At 69.3% G+C, this 19487-nt stretch carries 19 protein-coding genes; 6 read left to right on the top strand and 13 right to left on the bottom strand.

The annotated features are described in order from the left end of the window. Window positions 1–44: 44 nt before the first annotated feature. Window positions 45–1745 carry a hybrid sensor histidine kinase/response regulator gene (locus tag PK606_RS10130; RefSeq protein ID WP_324563461.1) on the bottom strand — a complete coding sequence of 567 codons (1701 nt, stop codon included), beginning with the start codon at window positions 1743–1745 and terminating at the stop codon, window positions 45–47. Between the two features lie 86 nt (window positions 1746–1831). After that, entirely contained in the window at window positions 1832–2440 is a 609-nt protein-coding gene (locus PK606_RS10135) for a response regulator (protein WP_324563463.1), read from the bottom strand. Window positions 2441–2690: 250 nt separating this feature from the next. Here PK606_RS10135 and PK606_RS10140 point away from each other — a divergent pair, with 250 nt between their 5' ends. Together PK606_RS10140 and PK606_RS10145 are read left to right on the top strand one after the other, a co-directional pair. Further along, on the top strand, window positions 2691–4382 hold the full coding sequence (locus PK606_RS10140; protein WP_324563465.1) for a hypothetical protein: 1692 nt from the start codon (window positions 2691–2693) through the stop codon (window positions 4380–4382). Window positions 4383–4464: 82 nt separating this feature from the next. Then, window positions 4465–4848, top strand: a complete 384-nt coding sequence (locus PK606_RS10145) for a hypothetical protein (RefSeq protein ID WP_324563467.1) — start codon at window positions 4465–4467, stop codon at window positions 4846–4848. Between the two features lie 72 nt (window positions 4849–4920). Here the strand turns inward: PK606_RS10145 and PK606_RS10150 are convergent, their stop codons facing one another. The 9 genes from PK606_RS10150 to apaG form a co-directional block, all read right to left on the bottom strand. Next, window positions 4921–5436: a CinA family protein gene (locus PK606_RS10150; protein ID WP_324563470.1), complete on the bottom strand. Its 516-nt coding sequence runs from the start codon at window positions 5434–5436 to the stop codon at window positions 4921–4923. An 8-nt stretch (window positions 5437–5444) separates the two neighbouring features. After that, the gene (locus PK606_RS10155; RefSeq protein ID WP_502920825.1) at window positions 5445–6089 is read right to left on the bottom strand and encodes a phosphatidylglycerophosphatase A family protein; all 645 of its coding nucleotides are present in this window, start codon (window positions 6087–6089) and stop codon (window positions 5445–5447) included. Between the two features lie 11 nt (window positions 6090–6100). Then, window positions 6101–6745, bottom strand: coding sequence for a glutathione S-transferase family protein (locus PK606_RS10160; protein WP_324563473.1), 645 nt, complete (start codon window positions 6743–6745; stop codon window positions 6101–6103). A gap of 16 nt (window positions 6746–6761) precedes the next feature. After that, window positions 6762–7760: a thiamine-phosphate kinase gene (thiL, locus tag PK606_RS10165; RefSeq protein ID WP_324563475.1), complete on the bottom strand. Its 999-nt coding sequence runs from the start codon at window positions 7758–7760 to the stop codon at window positions 6762–6764. An 18-nt stretch (window positions 7761–7778) separates the two neighbouring features. Then, window positions 7779–8627 carry a gamma-glutamyl-gamma-aminobutyrate hydrolase family protein gene (locus tag PK606_RS10170; RefSeq protein WP_324563477.1) on the bottom strand — a complete coding sequence of 283 codons (849 nt, stop codon included), beginning with the start codon at window positions 8625–8627 and terminating at the stop codon, window positions 7779–7781. Window positions 8628–8699: 72 nt separating this feature from the next. Beyond that, entirely contained in the window at window positions 8700–9839 is a 1140-nt protein-coding gene (locus PK606_RS10175) for a YbdK family carboxylate-amine ligase (RefSeq protein WP_324563478.1), read from the bottom strand. After that, on the bottom strand, window positions 9836–11080 hold the full coding sequence (locus PK606_RS10180) for a cation:proton antiporter domain-containing protein (RefSeq protein ID WP_324563513.1): 1245 nt from the start codon (window positions 11078–11080) through the stop codon (window positions 9836–9838). Before PK606_RS10180 ends, PK606_RS10175 begins: the two co-directional genes overlap by 4 nt. 110 nt (window positions 11081–11190) lie before the next feature. Next, complete coding sequence (gene tlpB, locus PK606_RS10185; RefSeq protein WP_324563480.1) at window positions 11191–13242, bottom strand: transporter-like protein TlpB; 2052 nt, start codon at window positions 13240–13242, stop codon at window positions 11191–11193. A 42-nt stretch (window positions 13243–13284) separates the two neighbouring features. Further along, complete coding sequence (apaG, locus tag PK606_RS10190) at window positions 13285–13680, bottom strand: Co2+/Mg2+ efflux facilitator ApaG/CorD (RefSeq protein ID WP_324563483.1); 396 nt, start codon at window positions 13678–13680, stop codon at window positions 13285–13287. Window positions 13681–13734: 54 nt separating this feature from the next. Here apaG and rpe point away from each other — a divergent pair, with 54 nt between their 5' ends. Beyond that, entirely contained in the window at window positions 13735–14418 is a 684-nt protein-coding gene (rpe, locus tag PK606_RS10195) for a ribulose-phosphate 3-epimerase (protein ID WP_324563485.1), read from the top strand. 15 nt (window positions 14419–14433) lie between these two features. Here the strand turns inward: rpe and PK606_RS10200 are convergent, their stop codons facing one another. Beyond that, window positions 14434–14865: a DsrE family protein gene (locus PK606_RS10200; RefSeq protein ID WP_324563488.1), complete on the bottom strand. Its 432-nt coding sequence runs from the start codon at window positions 14863–14865 to the stop codon at window positions 14434–14436. Between the two features lie 24 nt (window positions 14866–14889). On the opposite strand from PK606_RS10200, the gene gph reads away from it, so the two are divergent. Then, complete coding sequence (gph, locus tag PK606_RS10205) at window positions 14890–15627, top strand: phosphoglycolate phosphatase (RefSeq protein ID WP_324563491.1); 738 nt, start codon at window positions 14890–14892, stop codon at window positions 15625–15627. Window positions 15628–15658: 31 nt separating this feature from the next. Further along, window positions 15659–16618: a succinylglutamate desuccinylase/aspartoacylase family protein gene (locus PK606_RS10210; RefSeq protein WP_502920826.1), complete on the top strand. Its 960-nt coding sequence runs from the start codon at window positions 15659–15661 to the stop codon at window positions 16616–16618. Window positions 16619–16655: 37 nt separating this feature from the next. On the opposite strand, the gene PK606_RS10215 is transcribed toward PK606_RS10210, so the two are convergent. Further along, window positions 16656–17480, bottom strand: a complete 825-nt coding sequence (locus PK606_RS10215; RefSeq protein WP_324563493.1) for a transglutaminase-like domain-containing protein — start codon at window positions 17478–17480, stop codon at window positions 16656–16658. A 353-nt stretch (window positions 17481–17833) separates the two neighbouring features. Here PK606_RS10215 and trpE point away from each other — a divergent pair, with 353 nt between their 5' ends. Then, entirely contained in the window at window positions 17834–19333 is a 1500-nt protein-coding gene (trpE, locus tag PK606_RS10220) for an anthranilate synthase component I (RefSeq protein ID WP_324563495.1), read from the top strand. Window positions 19334–19487: the final 154 nt, after the last annotated feature.

Below are 19487 nucleotides of genomic sequence, written 5' to 3' on the forward strand. Positions count from 1 at the left end.
ATCCTTCCTCCACGTTGCGGCTGCACGACGTGCCGTGCATGCCGTCACTCGAACTCCTGGAACACCTCCAGCAACTGACGTAGTTCGGCCGGTGCCAGCGGCTTGGCCAGCACCGGAAACTCGATCTGGCCCGCCTGGTGTGCCTGCATCGCGCGGCTGTCGCCGCTGATCAGCGCGGCGGGCACTTCGCCGATCAGTTCGCGCAACCGGTAGATCAGCTCGTTGCCCGACGGCCCATCGCCGAGCGAGTAGTCGCTCAGCACCACGTCGATCGACGCCTGCTGTCTGGCCACGACCAGTGCCTCGTCGGCCGACCTCGCGCAGCGCACACGCAAGCCCCACGAGCGCAGCAGCTGGTCGATGGCGTCCAGCGAATCCGGGTCGTCGTCGATGCACAGCACGGTGACCGGCCGCAGCGGTGCGCGGCCGCCCTGGTCGGCGCCTTCATCCTCGCTGGCCGGCTGGTGCGGCCGGGTGCTGCCGGCAGGCAGATGCAACTCGAATCGCGTGCCGCCGCCGGGGTTGTCGGTCACGCGGATCTGGATGTCCAGGACTTGCGCCAGGCGGCGCACGATGGCGAGCCCGAGCCCCAGCCCGTTGTTACCGCGGTCATCTGATGCCTGGACGTACTCCTTGAACACCTCCTCGCGCAGGTTCTCCGGAATGCCCCGACCGGTGTCGGTCACCGTGACCAGGCAGCTCTGGCCGGTGCCCGGGTGGACCGCCACGTCGATGCCGCCGACGTTGGTGAACTTGATGGCGTTGTCGACCAGGTTGCGCAGCATGCGCGTGAACAGTTCGGGGTCGGTATGCAGGTCGACGTCCGAGGCGGGGTGGTGCAGGCGCAATCCTTTGGCCTGTGCGGCGGCCTGCATCGGCTGGATGGCGAGCTCGATCAGGTCGTCGGCGGGGCGCCAGCGCCAGTCCGGCTCGACCGCGGTGCTGTCGAAGCGCGAGAAATCGAGCAGCGAGGTGAACAGCCGGTCCAGGTTGCGCAGCGAACGTCCCATCTGCCCCGACACCTCGGCCGCCTGATCCACCGTGTTGACGCGCCCCAGCAAGCCGTTGAGCATCATCAGCGCATGCAGCGGCTGCCGCAGGTCATGGCTGGCCACGGCAAGAAATCGTGTCTTGGCCCGGCTGGACTCCTCAGCGGCTTCCTTGGCCTGACGCAACTCCACCACCAGGCGCTCGTTGGCGTGCCGGATGCTCATGCCGTTGGCGATCAGGCGCCCGAACGACTGGCAGAAGCCGGCGACGACCAGGGCATAGATCAGCAGCATGGACACGATGTCGACGACGTAGGGGCTGCCGACCCAGACCCAGCCCAGCGCGGTGCCGCCCATGAACAGCAGTGCATAGCCGGTGTAGAGCTTCGGCACCGGGCCGAACACCGCCATGGCGCCTGCCAGCCAGCAGCACAGCACCATGGTCAGGTACATCCGCGCACCCTCGGGCATGGTCGGAAACACCAGCGTGGGCCCGACCGCGACCACCAGCGCGACCGCCAGCGTGACGACGTGAAAGCGCCGCCGCCACAGGTTGGGCGACCGGGCCAGGGTCTCGAGGCGGCAGGCCGGGCGCAGCCAATACGCACGCAGGCCGTAGACCATGCCCACGGCCAGCAGCCAGGCGAGGGTGATCCAGTGCGGTGTGTGGCGGAATGCCGTGGCCGCGATGAAAGCGCAGATCACCCCCACGGTCCAGGCATTCCGCACCGCTTGGTTGATGGCGAAATGCAGCATGCGGACATCGATGCCGGGCTCGCCCACGCGGGGCGGCGTGCCTGGCGTCGGAGAGGCCGCTTTGGCGCCCATGGCAGTGCCGAGGACTACAGCTTCAAGCCGTAGCGCGCCGCCGAATACAGCGCCTCGGTCCGGTTGCGCACGTTCATGACGCGAAACACGGCCGACAGGTGCGACTTGACCGTACCCTCGGAGATCCCGAGTTCGCGCGCGATCAGCTTGTTGGGAACACCCTTGAGCGCGCGCCGCAGGACATCAAGCTGCCGTGGACTCAGGCCCTGCAACACCGGTTCGGGATCGGCTGCCGTGCCGAGCGCCTCGGGCGGCAGGTAGACGCCGCGCGCGAGCACCAGGCGCAGGGCGCCGTGCATCACCTCGGGTTCGGCCGACTTGGGGATGAATCCGGCCGCTCCGGCGGCGATCGCGTCACGGATCAGGCTGGCGCTGTCTTCGCCCGAGATCACGACCACGATGCTGTCCGGGAAGGCATGCTTGACCGATGCCAGTGCATCCAGGCCATTCACGCCGGGCATGTTCAGGTCCAGCAGCAGCAGCTCGAAGGATTCCCCCGCCAGCGTGAGCGCCTGCTCGACGCCGTCGGCGTCGCTGACGTCCAGCTCGGGCATCAGTTCGCGCAGCATCAGGCGCATGCCGCGGCGAAACAGCGAGTGGTCGTCGATGAGCAGGACGCGCATGCGCTGGGCCTCCCAATATCCCTGAACCGCAGGATAAGCCCAATCGGCGTCGGGTGAAACCGGCCTTTTGGCGCATGGATGCTGAACCAAAGTTGAGGCTCGGCTGCTACCACGGCTGCACCCATCGGTGTATGGGCAGATCGTGCGCGGCTCGCCACACTGGCTCAACCTGCCGTCGGCAGGCAGACCGGGGATCGTTGGCATCGCCACGATTCCAGGGAACAACGACCACGATTTGGGAGAAGCATCCATGAACATCTACAAGAAGCGGCTGCTCGCGCAGTCCATCAGTGCCGCGATGGTCTTGACCCTGGCGGCCTGCGGCGGTGGCAGCGATGAGTCGCCAGGTCCGGGCCCTGGACCTGGACCGGAGCCGAGTCCCGTGCCTGAACCCGTCACGCTGTCGGGTCAGGTGGCGCGCAACAGCACGCTCAAGAACGTCGTGGTGTGCCTGGATCTCAACGCCAACGACACGTGCGATGCCGGCGAACCAGCCTCGTCCCCCACCGGCGAGGACGGCCGCTATTCACTCACCTTCGAGAAGAGCGCCGTCACGCTGGCCCAGCTAGCCGCCAGTTCGTTGATCGCGCCCGTGCTGACGGGCGACGAAGGCGCATCGACGACCGCGGTCGACATGGTGGCGCCGGCGGCGCGCGCGACGTCGTCCAGCTACGTGCTGAAGCGGCCCGCGGGCACCACGGGCAACATCAACCCGCTGACCACCTTGCTGCACGCGGGCGTGGCCGCTGGCATGACCGATGCGGTGGCGCGCGACAACATCGCCAAGCAGCTCGGCATCGCGGCGGCCAAGATCGACGACTACCAGGACGACCCGCCGACCACGGCTCTGAGCATCCCGGATTCGGCACGCTCGGCCGCCAGCGTGGTGGCGAATGCCCTGCGCGACCAGGTTGAGCTGGCAGTGGGTGATCAGTCGGCGGCCGTGGCCGCCGGTGAGCCGATGTTGAACAATCTCAGGTTCGGCGACGCTGGCAACTACTATCTCCAGACGCTGGACATTGATGCCAAGACAGCCGGCACCGAAGGCCGCTGGATCACCGACGCGCGGGCCGGGAAGGCCGATGGCGTGGCACACCCGGATTGGGGGGCGCCCAACGCTTTGTACCGCACGGCCTACCTGACCGCCCAGGGCTGGAAGCCATGCGGGCGCGATACAAAGATTCTTACCACTATCGGCAGCCCCAGTCGCTCGACGGTGTGCGATGCGCGCATCAGCTTCGGTTACAACACGGTCAGCAGCGTCGAGGGGCAGGCCATGGGCGATCTGGTCACCCGTTGGCAAGGGCAGCCTTCCAACTCGATCAACGTAGGTGGTGCTTCTGTGGAGAACCTGCTGGCAGCCTTGGGCAACACCACGTTCCCGAGCGGCTCGGCTGAAATGAAGTTCGACAGTGTGGTCGTGGAGCCTGGCTTGATGATTAGCGACACTTGGTCAAGGAGTCTGCCCCAGACTCGAACCACCACGGTGCAAGGCTTGCCGGCGGCCTACCCGATCTCTGCCGTCAACCTCGCCACCGGCGCCAACACGCTCAGTCTCGGTAACGGCACGGGGGTCGACAAGACGATGCGCGTGGCGTTCGGCGCCGCCAGCAGCCAGACCGCGGGTGTGGCGCAGTATTACCAGTGCGATCTCGATGTGGCGACCCAAACGTTTGCCAATCCACCCAACTGCGTGGCCACTGCCGAGGGCAGCTACACGATCGAGATCATTCATGGCGCGCCGGTGATGCGGTTTGTGGGTGCACCCGACACGGTCATGACGATCAACGTGCTCTACACGGAAATCGACTGGGGCGGCACGAACAACCGCTGGGTCTATCGTGCCCACGAGACCAAGCCGTCGCTTAGCGCGCGCCGCACCGTCACCAACCGACTGAACGGGCCAGCCTGGGCAGCCATGAAGTCGCAACTGGGCCTGTGACACGCTGGGGCGCGGGGTAGTCACCAAACTCGCGCCCCTCGTGCTTCAGAAACGTCGACCCTCAGATGACCGGGAGATCATCATGAAACCATCGAAATATCTGCTGCCGACCGCCTTGTGCGTGGCCTTGCTGGCTGGCTGTGCCTCTGGCCCGCCGCCGGCCACGGAGTTTCCTGCTGGAGCACGTGCGCCGACCGCCACAGAGATCACGAGTGCGTTCCAGGGCAGGTCGTTCAATTTCAGTGGCCCAGGCGGTATCCGGACCGACTACGCCAAGCAGGGCAACGCCGTCACCGTGTATTTCTCCGGTCGCTCGGATGTGGGTACATGGCGTACCGAAGACGGGAAGGTGTGCTTCGAGAACTTTCGGGCGATGCCATCTGCCTGCAACGACGTGCGGATGGTCGGCAGCGAGACCTATCTCAAGCGCACGAACGGACAAGTGGTCAAGCTGACTCTCAACTAAGCGAAGCCTGTCGAATGCTCGGGGAGAGCAGGGGCGCTGCGTGGATCGAGCCAGGCAACAGAAGCTCGCAGCTCAGCCGGTGCTGGGCAAGCGGGTCATCAATCCACGCAGCGCCCATTGCACCGTCTGCGCTCGCACCGCGGCGCGGTCACCGTCGAAACGGTGCATCTCGGTGCCCGTGTGGCCGTCCACGCACCAGCCGAACCACACCGTGCCCACCGGCTTGTCTTTGCTGCCGCCAGTGGGCCCGGCAATGCCGGTCACGGCGACGCTGACCTGGGCCTTCGAATGCGCCAGCGCGCCCTCGGCCATGGCGCGCGCCACCGGTTCGCTGACGGCACCGTGCGCTTCGATCAGCGCGGCCGACACGCCCAGCAGTTCGGTCTTGGCGGTGTTGCTGTAGCTGACGAAGCCGCGCTCGAACCAATCGCTCGAACCGGCCAGGTCGGTGCAGGCCGCTGCGATCAGGCCGCCGGTACAGCTTTCGGCGGTGGCCAGCATCCAGCCGCGTTGGCGCAGCACGGCGGCCAGCGCTTCGACCAGGGCGGTGGTCGTGCTGGTGGCGGCAGGTACTGATTCGGCGGGCATGGCGGCGTTCACCAACTGTGCCACCAGGCGATGACCAGCAGGGTGCAGAAGGCGGCGACCAGGTCGTCCAGCACGATGCCGAAGCCGCCGCGCCAGCCGCGCGCGCCGTGCAGCAGGCGGTCGGCCCAGCCGACCGGGCCGGGCTTGGCGGCGTCGAAGTAGCGGAACAGCGCGAATGCCGCCAGCTGGGCCCAGAAGCCGGCCGGCAGCAGCAGCCACAGCACGATCCAGAAGGCGACGATCTCGTCGGCCACGATGGCGCTCGGATCGGCGCTGCGCAGGTGCCGTGCGCTGACGGTGCTGGCCCACCACGCCAGCGGCAGCGCCAGGGCGATGACCACGCCCTGCCAGGCCGGCGCGAGGTCGGCGATCAGCACCACCCAGACCAGCCAGGCCCACAGCGTGCCGACGGTGCCGGGGGCGCGTGGCGACAAACCCGAGCCGAAGCCCAGGGCCAGCAGGTGCGCCGGGTGCGCGCCCATGAAGGCGGCGCTGGCGCGTACCGCGCCGGCTGGTGGCGGGCCGGCTTCGGGCGACAGGGGCTCCAGCGGTGTCGGCTGTGCTGGTGCGCGGGCAGGAGGCGCTGGATCGGGGCCGAGCGGGCGCGCCTGCACGTCGGTGACGTCATCCGGTGGCGAGTTGATCGGTGACATGGTCGCGGGGTTCAGGCGCCCGGCTTCAACTGCGCGGCCAGCGCGTCATCGAGCGCATTGGCCTGCAGGTACGCGGGGCGTTGCAGGATGGGTGCGACGTATTGCTGGAAAGCCGGCCGCGCCTCGACGGTCTTGAACTGCATGCCCCAGTTGAGCTGCGCTGCCAGGTACAGGTCGGCCGCCGTGAACTGGGCGCACAGGTGCCCGCCGCGCGCCAGTGCCTGCCGGGTTGCGAATTCCAGCGTATCCATCACGTCCTCGTAGCTGCCATAGCCGGCCTGCGCGCGCTTCTCGGCCGGCGCCAGCAGGCCGAGCGACTTGGCGGTGACCGCCGCCTCGACCGGACCGGCGGCGAAGAACAGCCAGCGGTAGTAGTGGGCCCGCTCGGGGCTGTCGGCGGGTGGGGCCAGCCGTCGCTCGGGGAACTGCTCGGCCAGGTAGGCGCAGATGGCGGCGACCTCGGTGACGACCACGGCGCCGTGGCGGATGGCCGGCACCTTGCCCATCGGGTTCAGCGCCGTGTAGTCGGGCGCCTTCATGCTGCCGCCGTAGTCGAGCGCCTGGACCTCGTAGGCGGCGCCGCATTCCTCCAGCATCCAGCGTGCCATGCGGCCGCGTGACCAGGGGTGGGTGTAGAGCGTGATCGTGGCGGACATGCGATGGACCTTGTCTTCAGGCGAAATGGTCGAACGAGCGGTAGTGGGGGCTGATGGGCTGACCATCGGCGCCCAGCAGGCGCAAGCCGGGCGCCGCCTCGATGTGGCCGACCCGGGTGACGGGTGTGCCGCTGGCCTGCGCGGTCGCCAGCACGGCCGCGCGCAAGCCGGGTGCGGCGGTGAAGGCCAGTTCGTAGTCGTCGCCGCCGCTCAGCGCTGCTGTGCGCAGATCGTCTTCGCTCAGGTGTGGGTCGCTGCCTGGGCTTGGCAGGCTGTCCGCCAGGACCTGTACCAGGGTGGCGGTGTCGATGGCGGCGCCGACGCTGCTGGCAGCGAGTACATGGCCGAGGTCGCCGACCAGGCCGTCGCTGACATCGATGGCGCTGCTGGCGATGCCGCGCAACGTCCGGCCGAGTGCCAGGCGCGGCGTTGGCCGTTCGAGTTGTGCGCGGGCCAGCGCCAGCGCGGCGGGCGTCAGCGTGATCTCGCCGCGCAGTGCCTGCAGGCCCAGCCGCGCCCGGCCCGGCGTGCCGCTGACCCAGATGTCGTCACCCGCACATGCGCCGTCGCGCCGCAGTGCCCGGCCGGCCGGCACCTGGCCGAACACGGTGATGCAGAGGTTGAGCGGCCCGGCTGTGGTGTCGCCGCCGACCAGCGCGCAGTGGTGCGCGTCGGCCAGCGCGAACAGGCCTTGCGCCAGACTGCCCAGCCAGGCTTCGTCGCGTGCGCGCTCGGGCGGCAGCGCCAGCGCCAGGGTGAAGGCCAGCGGCTCTGCTCCACAGGCGGCCAGGTCGCTCAGGTTCACCGCCAGCGCCTTGTGGCCGAGTGCGGCTGGATCGGTGTCTTCTAAGAAATGCCGGCCCTCGACCAGCATGTCGGTGCTGATGGCGAGTTGCTGGCCAGGCGCTGGCTGCAGCAGCGCGCAGTCGTCGCCGATGCCGAGCGCCACCGGGCCGGCGGGCGTGGTGGTCGCGCCGCGCCGGAAGAAGCGCTCGATCAGCTCGAATTCGCCCATGCGCCGCCAACCCGGCTGTCAGCGGCCGACCAGCTCGCTGGCGCGCTCGCGCACGCGCGCCACCCGGTCCGCCAGCTGGCGCACGCGGCCGGCGCGGCGCAGCGCTGCCTTGAGGAAGGCCATCAGCAGCGGGCCGCTGTCGAGCACCGGCTCGTTCTCGTTGCTGGCGTTGGGGTGGAACTCGGGGTGCCATTGCACGCCCATGACGAAGGCGTGGTCGGTGTGGCGGATGCCCTCGGGCACCAGGTCGATCGGGCTGCGTGCCTCCAGCACCAGGCCCCTGCCGAGCTGGTCGACGCACTGGTGGTGGATGCTGGTGACGCGGCGCGGCTCGTAACCGTAGATGTCGGACAGGCGCGAGCCGGGCATGAAATGCACTTCGTGCACCAGGCTGTCGTAGCGCTCGACGTCGTTGTGCAGGATCGCACCCGGCCATTGGGTCGGGATGTCCTGGATCAGGGTGCCGCCGAAGTACACGTTCAGCAGTTGGCAGCCGCGGCAGATGCCGAGCACCGGCTTGTCGGCCTGGATGAAGCCGCGCAGCAGATCCAGCTCGTACTCGTCGCGGATCGGGTCGTACTCGGCCTTTTCCTGCCAGGGCGTGGCACCGTAGGTGGTCGGGCTGATGTCGATGCCGCCCTGCAGCACCAGGCCGTCGAGGTTGTCGACCAGATCGTGCAGCGGCGGGCGCTTGCGCAGCTTGATGCCGCGCTGGTCGATGAAGGGAATCATCAGGGCCAGCACGCCGTGCGACATGATCCAGTTGGCCATGCCGCTTTCCAGGAACTGCAGGCGCTTGGTCGGCAGGCCCAGGCCGGGCGGGGGATTGTGCAGCAGGCGGGCGGAGATACCGATACGGAGCGTCATGGCAGGCATTGTTCCATGGGCGCGCGGCGTTTGCTGCCGCGGCCCCCGGATGGCGCGCCTGGCCGGCCGGGGTCAACGGCCGCGGAAACGCAGGCTGGCCTGGCGGATGACCTCGCCCAGCAGCTGCTCGCGCGCATGGGTTTCGCGCAGCCAGCGGGCGTCGTTGCGGTTCTCGCGCACCTCGGTGCGCAGCAGCTCCAGCGCGGCGTCGGCCTGGCACGCATCGGCGAACGGGCGCAGGCGCTCCATGGTCAGCAGCAGGTGCTCGCGCAAGGGCAGGTGCTGGCCGCTGGGCGGATCGACGTACACCGCGTCGAGCCCGAAGCGGCAGGCCTGGAAGCGGTTGTAGCTGTAGACCAGGTAGTCGTCCTCGCAGGGCGTGAACGGGCGCTCCTGCTGGAACCAGGCCGCCAGGCTCTGCACGAAACCGGCCAGCGCGGCGGCGCGCTCCACCGTCAGCGGGGTGTCGAACACGCGCACCTCGATGGTGCCGTACTCGGGCTTGGGGCGGATGTCCCAGTAGAAGTCCTTCATCGACTTGACCACGCCGGTGGCGGTCATCTTGTCGAAGTAGCGGCCGAACTCGTCCCAGCTCAGCACGCAGGGCGCGCGGCCCGACAGCGGAAAGGCGAACACCGAGTTCAGGCGCGCCGAGTCGAAGGCCGTGTCCTGCCCCTGCACGTAGGGGCTGGAGGCCGCCAGCGCGATGAAGTGCGGGATGTAGCGCGACATGCAGTGCAGCGTGTAGAGCGCGGTGTCGGCGTCGGGGCAGCCGACGTGCACATGCTGGCCGAAGATGGTGAACTGCTTGGTCAGGTAGCCGTACAGCGCCGACAGCTGGTGGAAGCGCGGCTTGTCGTAGATGCGCTGCTGGTGCCACTGCTGGAACGGGTGCGTACCGCCGCCCACCACGGCGATGTTGAGCTTGTCGGCGCACTGCACCAGCGCGTCGCGGATCTGGCCCAGCTGCGCCAGCGCCTCGCCCGAGGTCTGGCAGACGTCGGTCGAGATCTCGATCATGCCGGCGGTCATCTCGGGCACCACGCTGCCGGGCAGCTGACGCCGCGCCATCAGGCGCAGCATGTCGTCGGCGTAGTGCGTCAGGTCGTAGTCGCTGGTGTTGACCAGCTGCAGCTCCAGCTCGACGCCGAGCGTCAGCGGCGCCGACTGGCCGAACGGCTCCAGGCTGGTGGGGCGGGCGTCGGTGCTCATTTGCCCGGCTCCCCGGCGCCTGGCGGCAGGCCGCGCTGGCGCCACAGGCGCGAGGCCTCGCCGCTGCGGCCCAGCGCGATGCTGACCAGCACCGCGCCCAGCAGCTCGGTGACCAGGATGGTGGGCAGGGCGATCGCCGCCACCTGGGCGCCGATCGAGTGCGAGGCGACCACGAACTGCGAGGTCAGCAGCAGCGCCACCGAGGACATCGGCACCATGGCGATGCCGACCCAGAACGACTTGCGCAGCGTCATGCCGCTGCCGGCGCTGGTCAGCAGCAGGCTGGCCACCTTGGCCAGCAGCCGCGTCACGATCAGCACCAGCGCGGCCCAGGTGATGCCGGCGCTCCAGTCGGCCTGCGCCGCCACCAGCGACACCAGCACGAACATCAGGATGGTCAGCATCGACGCCGCGGTGCCGAGCTGGCGCGGCCAGACCCAGGGGCGCGGGTGCAGCTGCTTGAGCAGGATGCCGCCCAGCAGCGCGGCCAGCGGGCCCGAGCCGCCCAGCGGCGTGGCGATGGTGGCGCAGGCGGCGATCAGCGACATGATGATGATGGCGCTGTCCTGGCTGGTCGGGTGCAGCAGCCGCAGCGCCGCCGCCAGCAGCGCCGCCAGCAGGGCGCCGAACAGCAGCGAGATGCCCAGCACCGCGGCCCAGGACAGCATCGAGGCCAGCATGGCGCCCTCGCCGCGGTCGATGGTGTGCAGCATGCCGGTGCCGATGGTGAGCGCGTACAGCGTGTTCAGCGTGGCCAGCGCGATGGCGCGGTCGGTCACCGGGCCGTTGGCGCGCAGGTCGAACACCACGCGCAGCAGCACCGCCGGCGAGGCCGCCATGGCGATCACTGCCAGCGCCCGCACCACCGGCACCTCCAGGCCGAGCGCCCGCAGCGCCAGGTAGGCCGCCGCATAGGTCAGCACCGATTCCGCCAGGCTCTGCACCAGCAGCATCGGGTTGTGGCGGAACCAGCGCAGGGACAGGCGCGCGCCGACCTCGAACAGCACCACCGCGATGCCGAGCTCGAGCAGGAACAGCCCGACCCCCGCCAGCGGCCAGCCGGCGTCGGTGAAGCCGAGCCAGCCGGCCAGCACGCCGACCACGGCATAGCCGATGATCTTGGGCATGCCGGTGTGGCGCTGCACCAGGTGGCCGGCCAGCGCGGCCAGCGTCAACAGCAGCACCCATTCGAGCGCCTGCGGCCCGGGGGTGACTTCAAGTCGGGCGGCCCAGGAAGGCATCCAGGTGTCGGTCAAAAAGTGTGGTCTCCGCTCCGAGGGCGTGAAGGGATCCGGCAGGGCCCGTGCGGGCATGGCCGCTTCGCGCGCGGCCTGCGGGACAGCCCCTGATGCTAACCGGCATCGCCGGCAGCGTCCGTGGTGGCCGCTGCGGGCGCCTGCGGCGCCGCAGGCCGCAGGCGCACCGGCAGCAGGAAGGTGTGCGGCTGGCGCAGCACGCGCCGGCCCAGCGCCGCGTACAGGCGCCGGCGGTCCACGGCCGGCACGTTCTGCGCCGTCAGCGCCAGCCGGAACGCGAGCCAGAAGCTCGACGCCAGGTTGGTCAGGCCGGTGATGGCGATGCCGCCCAGCGCCCACCACCAGTCCGGCTCGCGCAGCACCTCGGCGCCCAGTTCGTGCGCGGCGGCGGCGATCTGGCCCGCGACCAGGGTGACGTGGCGCACCTCCAGCGGCAGGCCGAAGAAGCTGACAATCGGCGGCAGCATGCCCAGCATCAAGCCGAGCGAGATGTTGGCGGCCCAGCCCGAGATGTTCTGGCGCCAGTAATCCGCCCAGCGCTGCGCGCGCGTGGCGCCCAGGCGCCGCGTCACGCGCGGGTGGTAGGCGATCACCGAGTCAAGCCGGTGGAACACGAACCAGTTCTCGACCCAGCCGGCGATCACGCTGGACGCAAACAGCATCACGCCGGTGGCCGCCGCGTACAGCACCGTCGGCCCCAGCGGGTCGTGCTGGTCCAGGATGATCTGAGCGTGGATCGGGTCCATGGCGCGATGGCCCCAGCCGAGCCAACCCAGCAGCATCGAGAGCAGGAACACCACCGGCATCACCAGCCCGACGTTGCCGAGGATGGCGACCAGTTGCGAGCGCAGCAGGTACACCACCTCGTCGACGAAATCCTCCGCGCCGTCGGCGTCGCGCATGTTCTTCAGCTTGGCCGCCATGGCCGGCGCCGTCATCGCCGGCTGCTTGGTGGCCACGGTCCAGCCCAGCAGCATGATGATGACGAAGGCGACGGCGTAGTTGATGCCTGCCCACACGCCGGTCCAGAACGCCGCCAGCCCGAGTGCGCCGACGGCCAGCTTGATCCAGGTGGTGCCGGCCAGCACCGCGCCGCCGCCGGCGGCCGCGCCCAGCATGTGCAGGTAGTCGGCGGTGGTGCGCGTGATGTAGTGCTGACCGGTCTCGGCATTGCGCTCGGTCACCTTGGCCGCTAGCAGCTCGGTGCTGCTCGCCAGCAGCGCGCCCAGGCTGCGGCTGTCGTGGTTGACGCGCACCAGGTGCGACAGCAGCTGCGCCGTGGCCTGCGCCGGCGCGTCGGTCTCCAGGCACAGCAGCAGTGCCTTGACGCGGATGATGCGCTGGCGCAGCTGGCGCAGCTGGAACTCGAGGTGCACCGAGATGCCGTGCTCCTCCAGGTGCGTGTAGACGGTGGCGGCGGCGGCCCGGCAGGCGTCGAGCTGCTCGCGCAGCTGGCCGCTGGCGACCAGCGCCGGCGCGCTCTGGCGGCCATGCGCCAGCACCGCCCGGCGCAGGGTTTCGAACACCATCGGCAGATCGAGGAAGGGCCGCTTGGCGCTGACCGCCGCCGACATGCGCAGCCGCACGTCGCTGGACTGCCCGACCGCGCTGATCTGGCTGATGGCGTGAGCCAGCGCGTCGAGCAGCGTGCGCAAGGCGTACCTCGGCACCGGCGTCGGTCCCTGCTCGGGATCGGCCTGAAACAGCACGGTGCGCAGGCGCTGCAGCGTGCGCTCGTCGAGCGCGCGCAGCCATCTGGCGTCGCGCTCGCTCGGGAACAGCAGGCCGAACAGATCGTGGATGTCGGTGGTGTCGGGCGCCACCGGCAGCAGCTTGCGGCCCAGCCGGTGCAGCAGTTCGCTGGCAAACGAGCTGCGCGGTGCGAAGCCGAGGTCGGCCAGCAGCGAGGTGGCGTCGGTGCTGGTCAGGAATTCCTCCCACCATTGCTGCCACAGCTTGAGGAAATCCGGCCGCAGTTCGGCGGCGTCGAGTAGCATGCGCACCCGCGCCACCGCCATCTCGGGGTTGTCGCTGTCGCCGCGGATCCAGTCCAGCAGCCTGATCAGCCACAGGTGGCGCTCGGCCGGCGGCGCCTCGGGGTCGATCGCCTGCAGCTGTTCGACCAGGTCGAGTTGCGAGCTTGCCATGTCAAGCGGCCGCGGGAGGCGACGAGTGACCCGCGTGCGGGCTCAATGCAGCACGCGGGTGCCGGCGCCGCCGGTGCCGCCGGCGTCGAGCACGAACAGCGGGATCTTGGTCTCGAAACGCTCGCCATCCTCGGCGACGCAGAAATAGCTGCCGTGCATGGTGCCGCTGGGCGTGCGCAGCCGGCAGCCGCTGGTGTACTGGAAGGCCTCGCCGGGCTGCAGCAGCGGCTGCTGGCCGACCACGCCCAGGCCCTTGACCTGCTCGGTGTGGCCGCGCGCGTCGCTGATGATCCAGTGGCGTGAAACCAGCTGCGCCGCGACCTCGCCCGTGTTGTGCACGGTGATGGTGTAGGCGAAGCCATACAACTCGCTTTCCGGCTCCGACTGCTCGGGCAGGAACTGCGGCTGGACCTCGACGCTGAACTGGTACTTGGGCATGTACTAATGGTAACGACTGCGGCAGGCAGGGCGCATCGGTGAAAATTGACTGCCATGAGCAAGCCCACATACCGCATCGCCCCGTCCATCCTCTCGGCCGACTTCGCGCGGCTGGGCCAGGAAGTCAAGGACGTCATCGCCGCCGGCGCCGACTGGATCCACTTCGACGTGATGGACAACCACTACGTGCCCAACCTGACCTTCGGGCCGATGATCTGCCAGGCCATCAAGCCGCACGCGGTGCGCGCCGACGGCAGCCCGGTGCCGATGGACGTGCACATGATGGTGCAGCCGGTGGACGCGCTGGCGCAGGCGTTCGCGCAGGCGGGGGCCGATCTGATCAGCTTCCACCCCGACGCCACGCCGCACGCGCACCGCAGCGTGCAGGCGATTAAGGCGGCCGGCTGCCAGGCCGGGTTGGTGTTCAACCCGTCGGCGCCGCTCGACGTGCTGGACTGGCTGATCGACGACATCGACCTGATCCTGATCATGAGCGTCAACCCCGGCTTCGGCGGCCAGGGCTTCATCGACAGCGCGCTGCGCAAGGTCGAGGCGGCGCGCAAGCGCATCGAGGCCTCCGGGCGCGACATCCGGCTGGAGGTCGACGGCGGCATCAAGGCCGCCAACATCCGCCAGGTGGCCGACGCCGGCGCCGACACCTTCGTCGCCGGCAGCGCGATCTTCGGCCAGCCGGACTACACGGCGGTGATCAGCGACATGCGCCGGGCGCTGCGTTGACGCCTCGGGCGGCGCTCAGGGCTTGAGGTACGCGTAGCCCTCGCGCGCCTGCAGCTGCGTGATGCGCGCCACGCCGGAAGGCACGAACTCGGCGTCCATGGTGAACTGGTCCTTCTTCAGGTTGGCGCCGCGCAGCGTGATCTCGCAGATCTCGAAGCGCACGCCGCGCGCCTTCAGTGCGCTCACCAGTGCGCCGTAGTCGATGTCCTTGTTCTTCGGATCCTTGGCGCCCTCGCGCAGGAAGTCGATGCCCTCGGCATGCGTGACCACCACGATCTTGGTTTCCGGCGCCACGTCGAGGTGGTTGCGGATGTTGCGCAGTCCGGCGGTGGCCTGGGCGGCGGCGTTGTTGATGTGGTACACCACCTTGTCCTGCGCCAGCAAGGCACTGGACGCCAGCAGCAGTACCGAAGCCGTCAGGCCGCGCGCGATTGCATTCAACTTCATGCTTGTCTCCTTGGTCACAACATCATGACGGCCCGAAAACTAACACAAGCCATCGACGCCTGCATCGTCGACCTGGACGGCACCCAGGTCGACACGCTGGGCGACTTCAAGGTCGCCCTCAACCGCATGCTGGCCGAACTGCAGCTGCCGCCGGTGCGGCGCGACTTCATCGAGATGGCCATCGGCAAGGGCTCCGAACACCTGATCCACAGCGTGCTGGCGGAACAACTGCGCCAGCTGGCGCTTGCGGACGATGCCGGCACCTGCCCGGCGACCCGGCCCGAAGCACGCTACGAGCAGGCCTGGCGCGCCTACCAGTCGCACTACCAGGCCATCAACGGCCGGTTTGCCGAGCTGTATCCGGGCGTGCTCGAAGGCCTGCAGGCCCTGCGCGATCTCGACCTGCCGCTGGTCTGCGTGACCAACAAGCCACTGGCGTTTGCCCGTGCGCTGCTGGTTGAGAAGAAGCTGGAGGGGTTCTTCGGCCACGTGTTCGGCGGCGACAGCTTCGCGCGCAAGAAACCCGATCCGCTGCCGCTGCTGGAAGCCTGCCGCGCGCTCGGTACGGCGCCGGCGCGCACGCTGATGGTCGGCGACTCCAGCAACGACGCCGCCGCCGCGCGCGCCGCCGGCTGCCCGGTGGCGCTGATGCGCTACGGCTACAACCATGGCCAGCCGATCGAGCAGGTCGAGGCCGACGGCCATTTCGACAGCCTCGCCGAACTGGCGGCGGCGCTGGCTGCGGCCCGGCACAATGCCTGACCGACATGTCGTCACGAGGACCGGAACCAAGGTGAGCGCAAGCCACGCGCTGCTGCAGCGCGCCATCGCCAACCCCGAGTCGCTGCACTGGCACAGCTGGGCGGCGCTGGCGCCAGGGCCATCGCTGCTGGTGCTGGGCGCCGTGCACGGCAACGAGGTCTGCGGCGCGCACGCCGTCGTGCGCGCCATCGACGACCTGACCCACGGCCGGCTGGTGCTGACCCGCGGCCGCCTGACCTTGGTGCCGGTGGCCAACCCGCTGGCGTTCCGGAACAACACGCGCGAGGGCGAGCGCAACCTGAACCGCCGTTTCCTGCCGCGCGGCGACCCGCAGGACTACGAGGACCGCATCACGCGCCGGCTGGCGCCGCTGCTGGCGCAGCACGATGCGCTGCTCGACCTGCATTCCTTCCACACGCCGGGCGACCCGTTCGCCATGGTCGGCCCGCGCGACAACCCAGGCCCGCGCGAGCCGTTCGCGCGGGCCGCCGAGGAAATGGCGCTGGCGCGCGCGCTGGGGGCGCAGCAGGTGGTCGAGGGCTGGCTCGAGGTCTACGACCGCGCCGCCCTGGCGCGCGGCGAGCTGCCGGGCGATGAGGGCATCGGCACCAACGAATATATGCGCAGCCAGGGCGGCTACGCCGTCACCATCGAGTGCGGGCAGCACGAGGATCCGGAGGCGATCGAGGTGGCGCAGCAGGCGATCCATGGCGCGCTGGCGCACCTGGGCCTGGCGCATGTGCCGGCGCCGGCGCGCTTCAGCGGCCCGGCCGCGCGCCTGACCGAAGTGGTGCTGCGTCGCTCGCCGCGGGACCGGCTGGCGCGCGACTGGCACAGCTTCGATGCCGTGGACGCGGGCGACGTGATCGCCTGGCGCGCCGACGGCACGCCGGTCATTGCGCAGCGCGAAGGCTGCGTGCTGTTCCCGCACCCCGAGGCCGACGTCGGGCGTGAGTGGTTCTACCTGGCCGAGGCCGACGCCGCTGCGTGAGCGCTGCGCCGCCTGTCAGTGGATGACCCGGTCCGGCTCAGGCTGCGGCCGGCAACTCGTCCGTCACCACCTCGAAGCGCTTCAGCCGGCTGTCGCCGAACACCATGGTGATCGGCACGTCGGCGGCGTCGTGGCCGTGCGCCATCACGATGCGGCCGATGCGCGGCGTGTTGTTGCGGGCGTCGAAGTCGTGCCATCGGCCGCCGAGCCAGGCCTGGAACCAGCCGGTGAAGTCCATCGGCGCCGATGTCGACGCGACGCCGATGTCGCCCAGGTAGCCGGTGGTGTAGCGCGCCGGGATGTTCATGCAGCGGCACAGCGTCAGCGCCAGGTGGGCGTAGTCGCGGCACACACCGACGCCCTCGCGCCAGGCCTCGAGCGCGCTGCGATTGGCGCGCGCCTGCTGGTAGTCGAAGCGAATGTGCCGGTGCACGTAGTCGCAGATCGCCTGCACGCGCGGCCAACCCTGGGGCGACTGGCCGAAGCGATCCCAGGCGAACTGCAGCAGTGCGCTGTCGACCTCGCAGTAGCGGCTCGGCAGCAGGAAGCGGAACACCTCGTTCGGCAACTCGTGCAGCGCATGCTGGCGCGCGTCCGCGTGCATCGGGTCGGGCCGGCCGCTGTCGGCTACCACCGCGCGGTTGCGCAGGCGCAGGCTGGCGACGCCGGCGGGCACGTTGATGCGGGTGATGGTGTTGTCGAACACGTCCTGGTAGTGCCGCACCGGCAGCGCCGGCTCGACCGAGAACGCCTCCGGTGCCTGCAGGTCGGGCGCGCGCGACGGATGCACGTGCAGCGCGCCGAGCAGGGTGGTGGGGCTGGTCAGCGCCAGTTCGATGTCGTAGCCGATGCGGATCAACATGGGGTTTCTCTGCGTTTGCGCGGCCTTCCTAGTGGAAACAAGGGGAGGTTGCCACTGTGCGTGCGGGCCTGCGTTGGCCGCGGCGGCCGGGTGCCACAAGACGTGTAGGCGGGCAGGCCTTTTTGCTACACTAGCCGCGATGTCGTCTTCCCGCAATGTCATTTCGCCGCTGGGCATCGCCGCCCAGGGGGCATGGCCCTGGCGCAAGCCAGCGCGCTGACGTGTGAACCGCGCCTGCAAAGGGCGCAAGAAGCGCAGCGGCCTCACGCAGGTCGCCGCACCTTGGAAGATGAACCCGGCGGGGTGAGACCACACCATCAACCCTGCCCGAGCGCCCAGGAGGCTTGACGCTCATGATCACCGAACTCGAATTCAAGAGCCTGGCCGCCCAGGGCTACAACCGCATCCCGCTGATGGCGGAAGCCTTTGCCGACCTGGAGACACCGCTTTCGCTCTACCTCAAGCTGGCCGCGGCGCAGGGCGGCGGCAAGTACAGCTTCCTGCTCGAATCCGTCATCGGCGGCGAGCGTTTCGGCCGCTACAGCTTCATCGGCCTGCCGGCGCGCACCATCCTGCGCGCCAGCGGCTTCGGCGCCGACGCCCGCACCGAGGTCGTGACCGACGGCCAGGTGGTCGAGGCGCATGCCGGCAACCCGCTCGACTTCGTCGACGCCTACCACAAGCGCTTCAAGGTCGCGCTGCGCCCCGGACTGCCGCGCTTCTGCGGCGGTCTGGCGGGCTACTTCGGCTACGACGTGGTGCGCCACATCGAGAAGAAGCTCGAAAACACCTGCCCGCCCGACACACTGGGCACGCCCGACATCCTGCTGATGCACTGCGAGGAACTCGCCGTCATCGACAACCTGTCGGGCAAGCTGTATCTGATCGTCTACGCGGACCCCGGCCAGCCCGAGGCCTACACCGCCGCCAAGCGGCGCGTGAAGCACCTGCGCGAGCAGCTGCGCTATTCGGTCAGCGCGCCGCAGGTCAGGCCGACCACCAGCTACCCGCCCGAGCGCGGCTACGCCAAGGCCGATTACCTGGCCGCGGTCGAGCGCGCCAAGGAGCTGATCGCCGGCGGCGACTTCATGCAGGTGCAGGTCGGCCAGCGCATCAGCAAGCGCTTCACCGAATCCCCCCTGAGCCTGTACCGCGCGGTGCGTTCGCTGAATCCGTCGCCGTACATGATCTACTATGACTTTGGCGACTTCCACGTGGTCAGCGCCAGCCCCGAGATCCTGGTGCGGCAGGAGCACACCGCCGAGGGCAAGAAGATCACCATCCGTCCGCTGGCCGGCACGCGCCCGCGCGGCGCCACGCCCGAGGCCGACAAGGCGATCGAGCAGGAACTGGTGAATGACCCCAAGGAGCGCGCCGAACACGTCATGCTGATCGACCTGGCGCGCAACGACATCGGCCGCATCGCCAGGACCGGCAGCGTCAAGGTGACCGAGGCCTTCGCGGTCGAGCGCTACAGCCACGTGATGCACATCGTCAGCAACGTCGAGGGCATCCTCAACGACGGCATGAGCAACATGGATGTGCTCAAGGCCACCTTCCCCGCCGGCACCCTGACCGGCGCGCCCAAGGTGCACGCGATGGAGTTGATCGACCAGCTCGAGCCGGTCAAGCGCGGCATCTACGGCGGCGCCTGCGGCTACCTCAGCTACGCCGGTGACATGGATCTGGCCATCGCCATCCGCACCGCCATCGTCAAGGATCAGCAGCTGCACGTGCAGGCGGCGGCTGGCGTGGTGGCCGACTCGGTGCCCGAGATGGAATGGAAGGAAACCGAGCACAAGGCGCGCGCGCTGCTGCGGGCCAGTGAGCTGGTGGAGGAGGGTCTGGAATGAACACCTTGACGACTTCTCACGGCGCCGCGCCGGACGATTCCGCGACCGTTGCCGAGGCGCTTGAGCAGCTGCGCGACAAGCTGAGGCCCGGCGTGCGCGTGCTCATGATCGACAACTACGACAGCTTCACCTACAACATCGTGCAGTACTTCGG

The organism is Ottowia sp. (assembly GCF_035444425.1).
Classification (GTDB): Bacteria; Pseudomonadota; Gammaproteobacteria; order Burkholderiales; family Burkholderiaceae_C; genus Ottowia.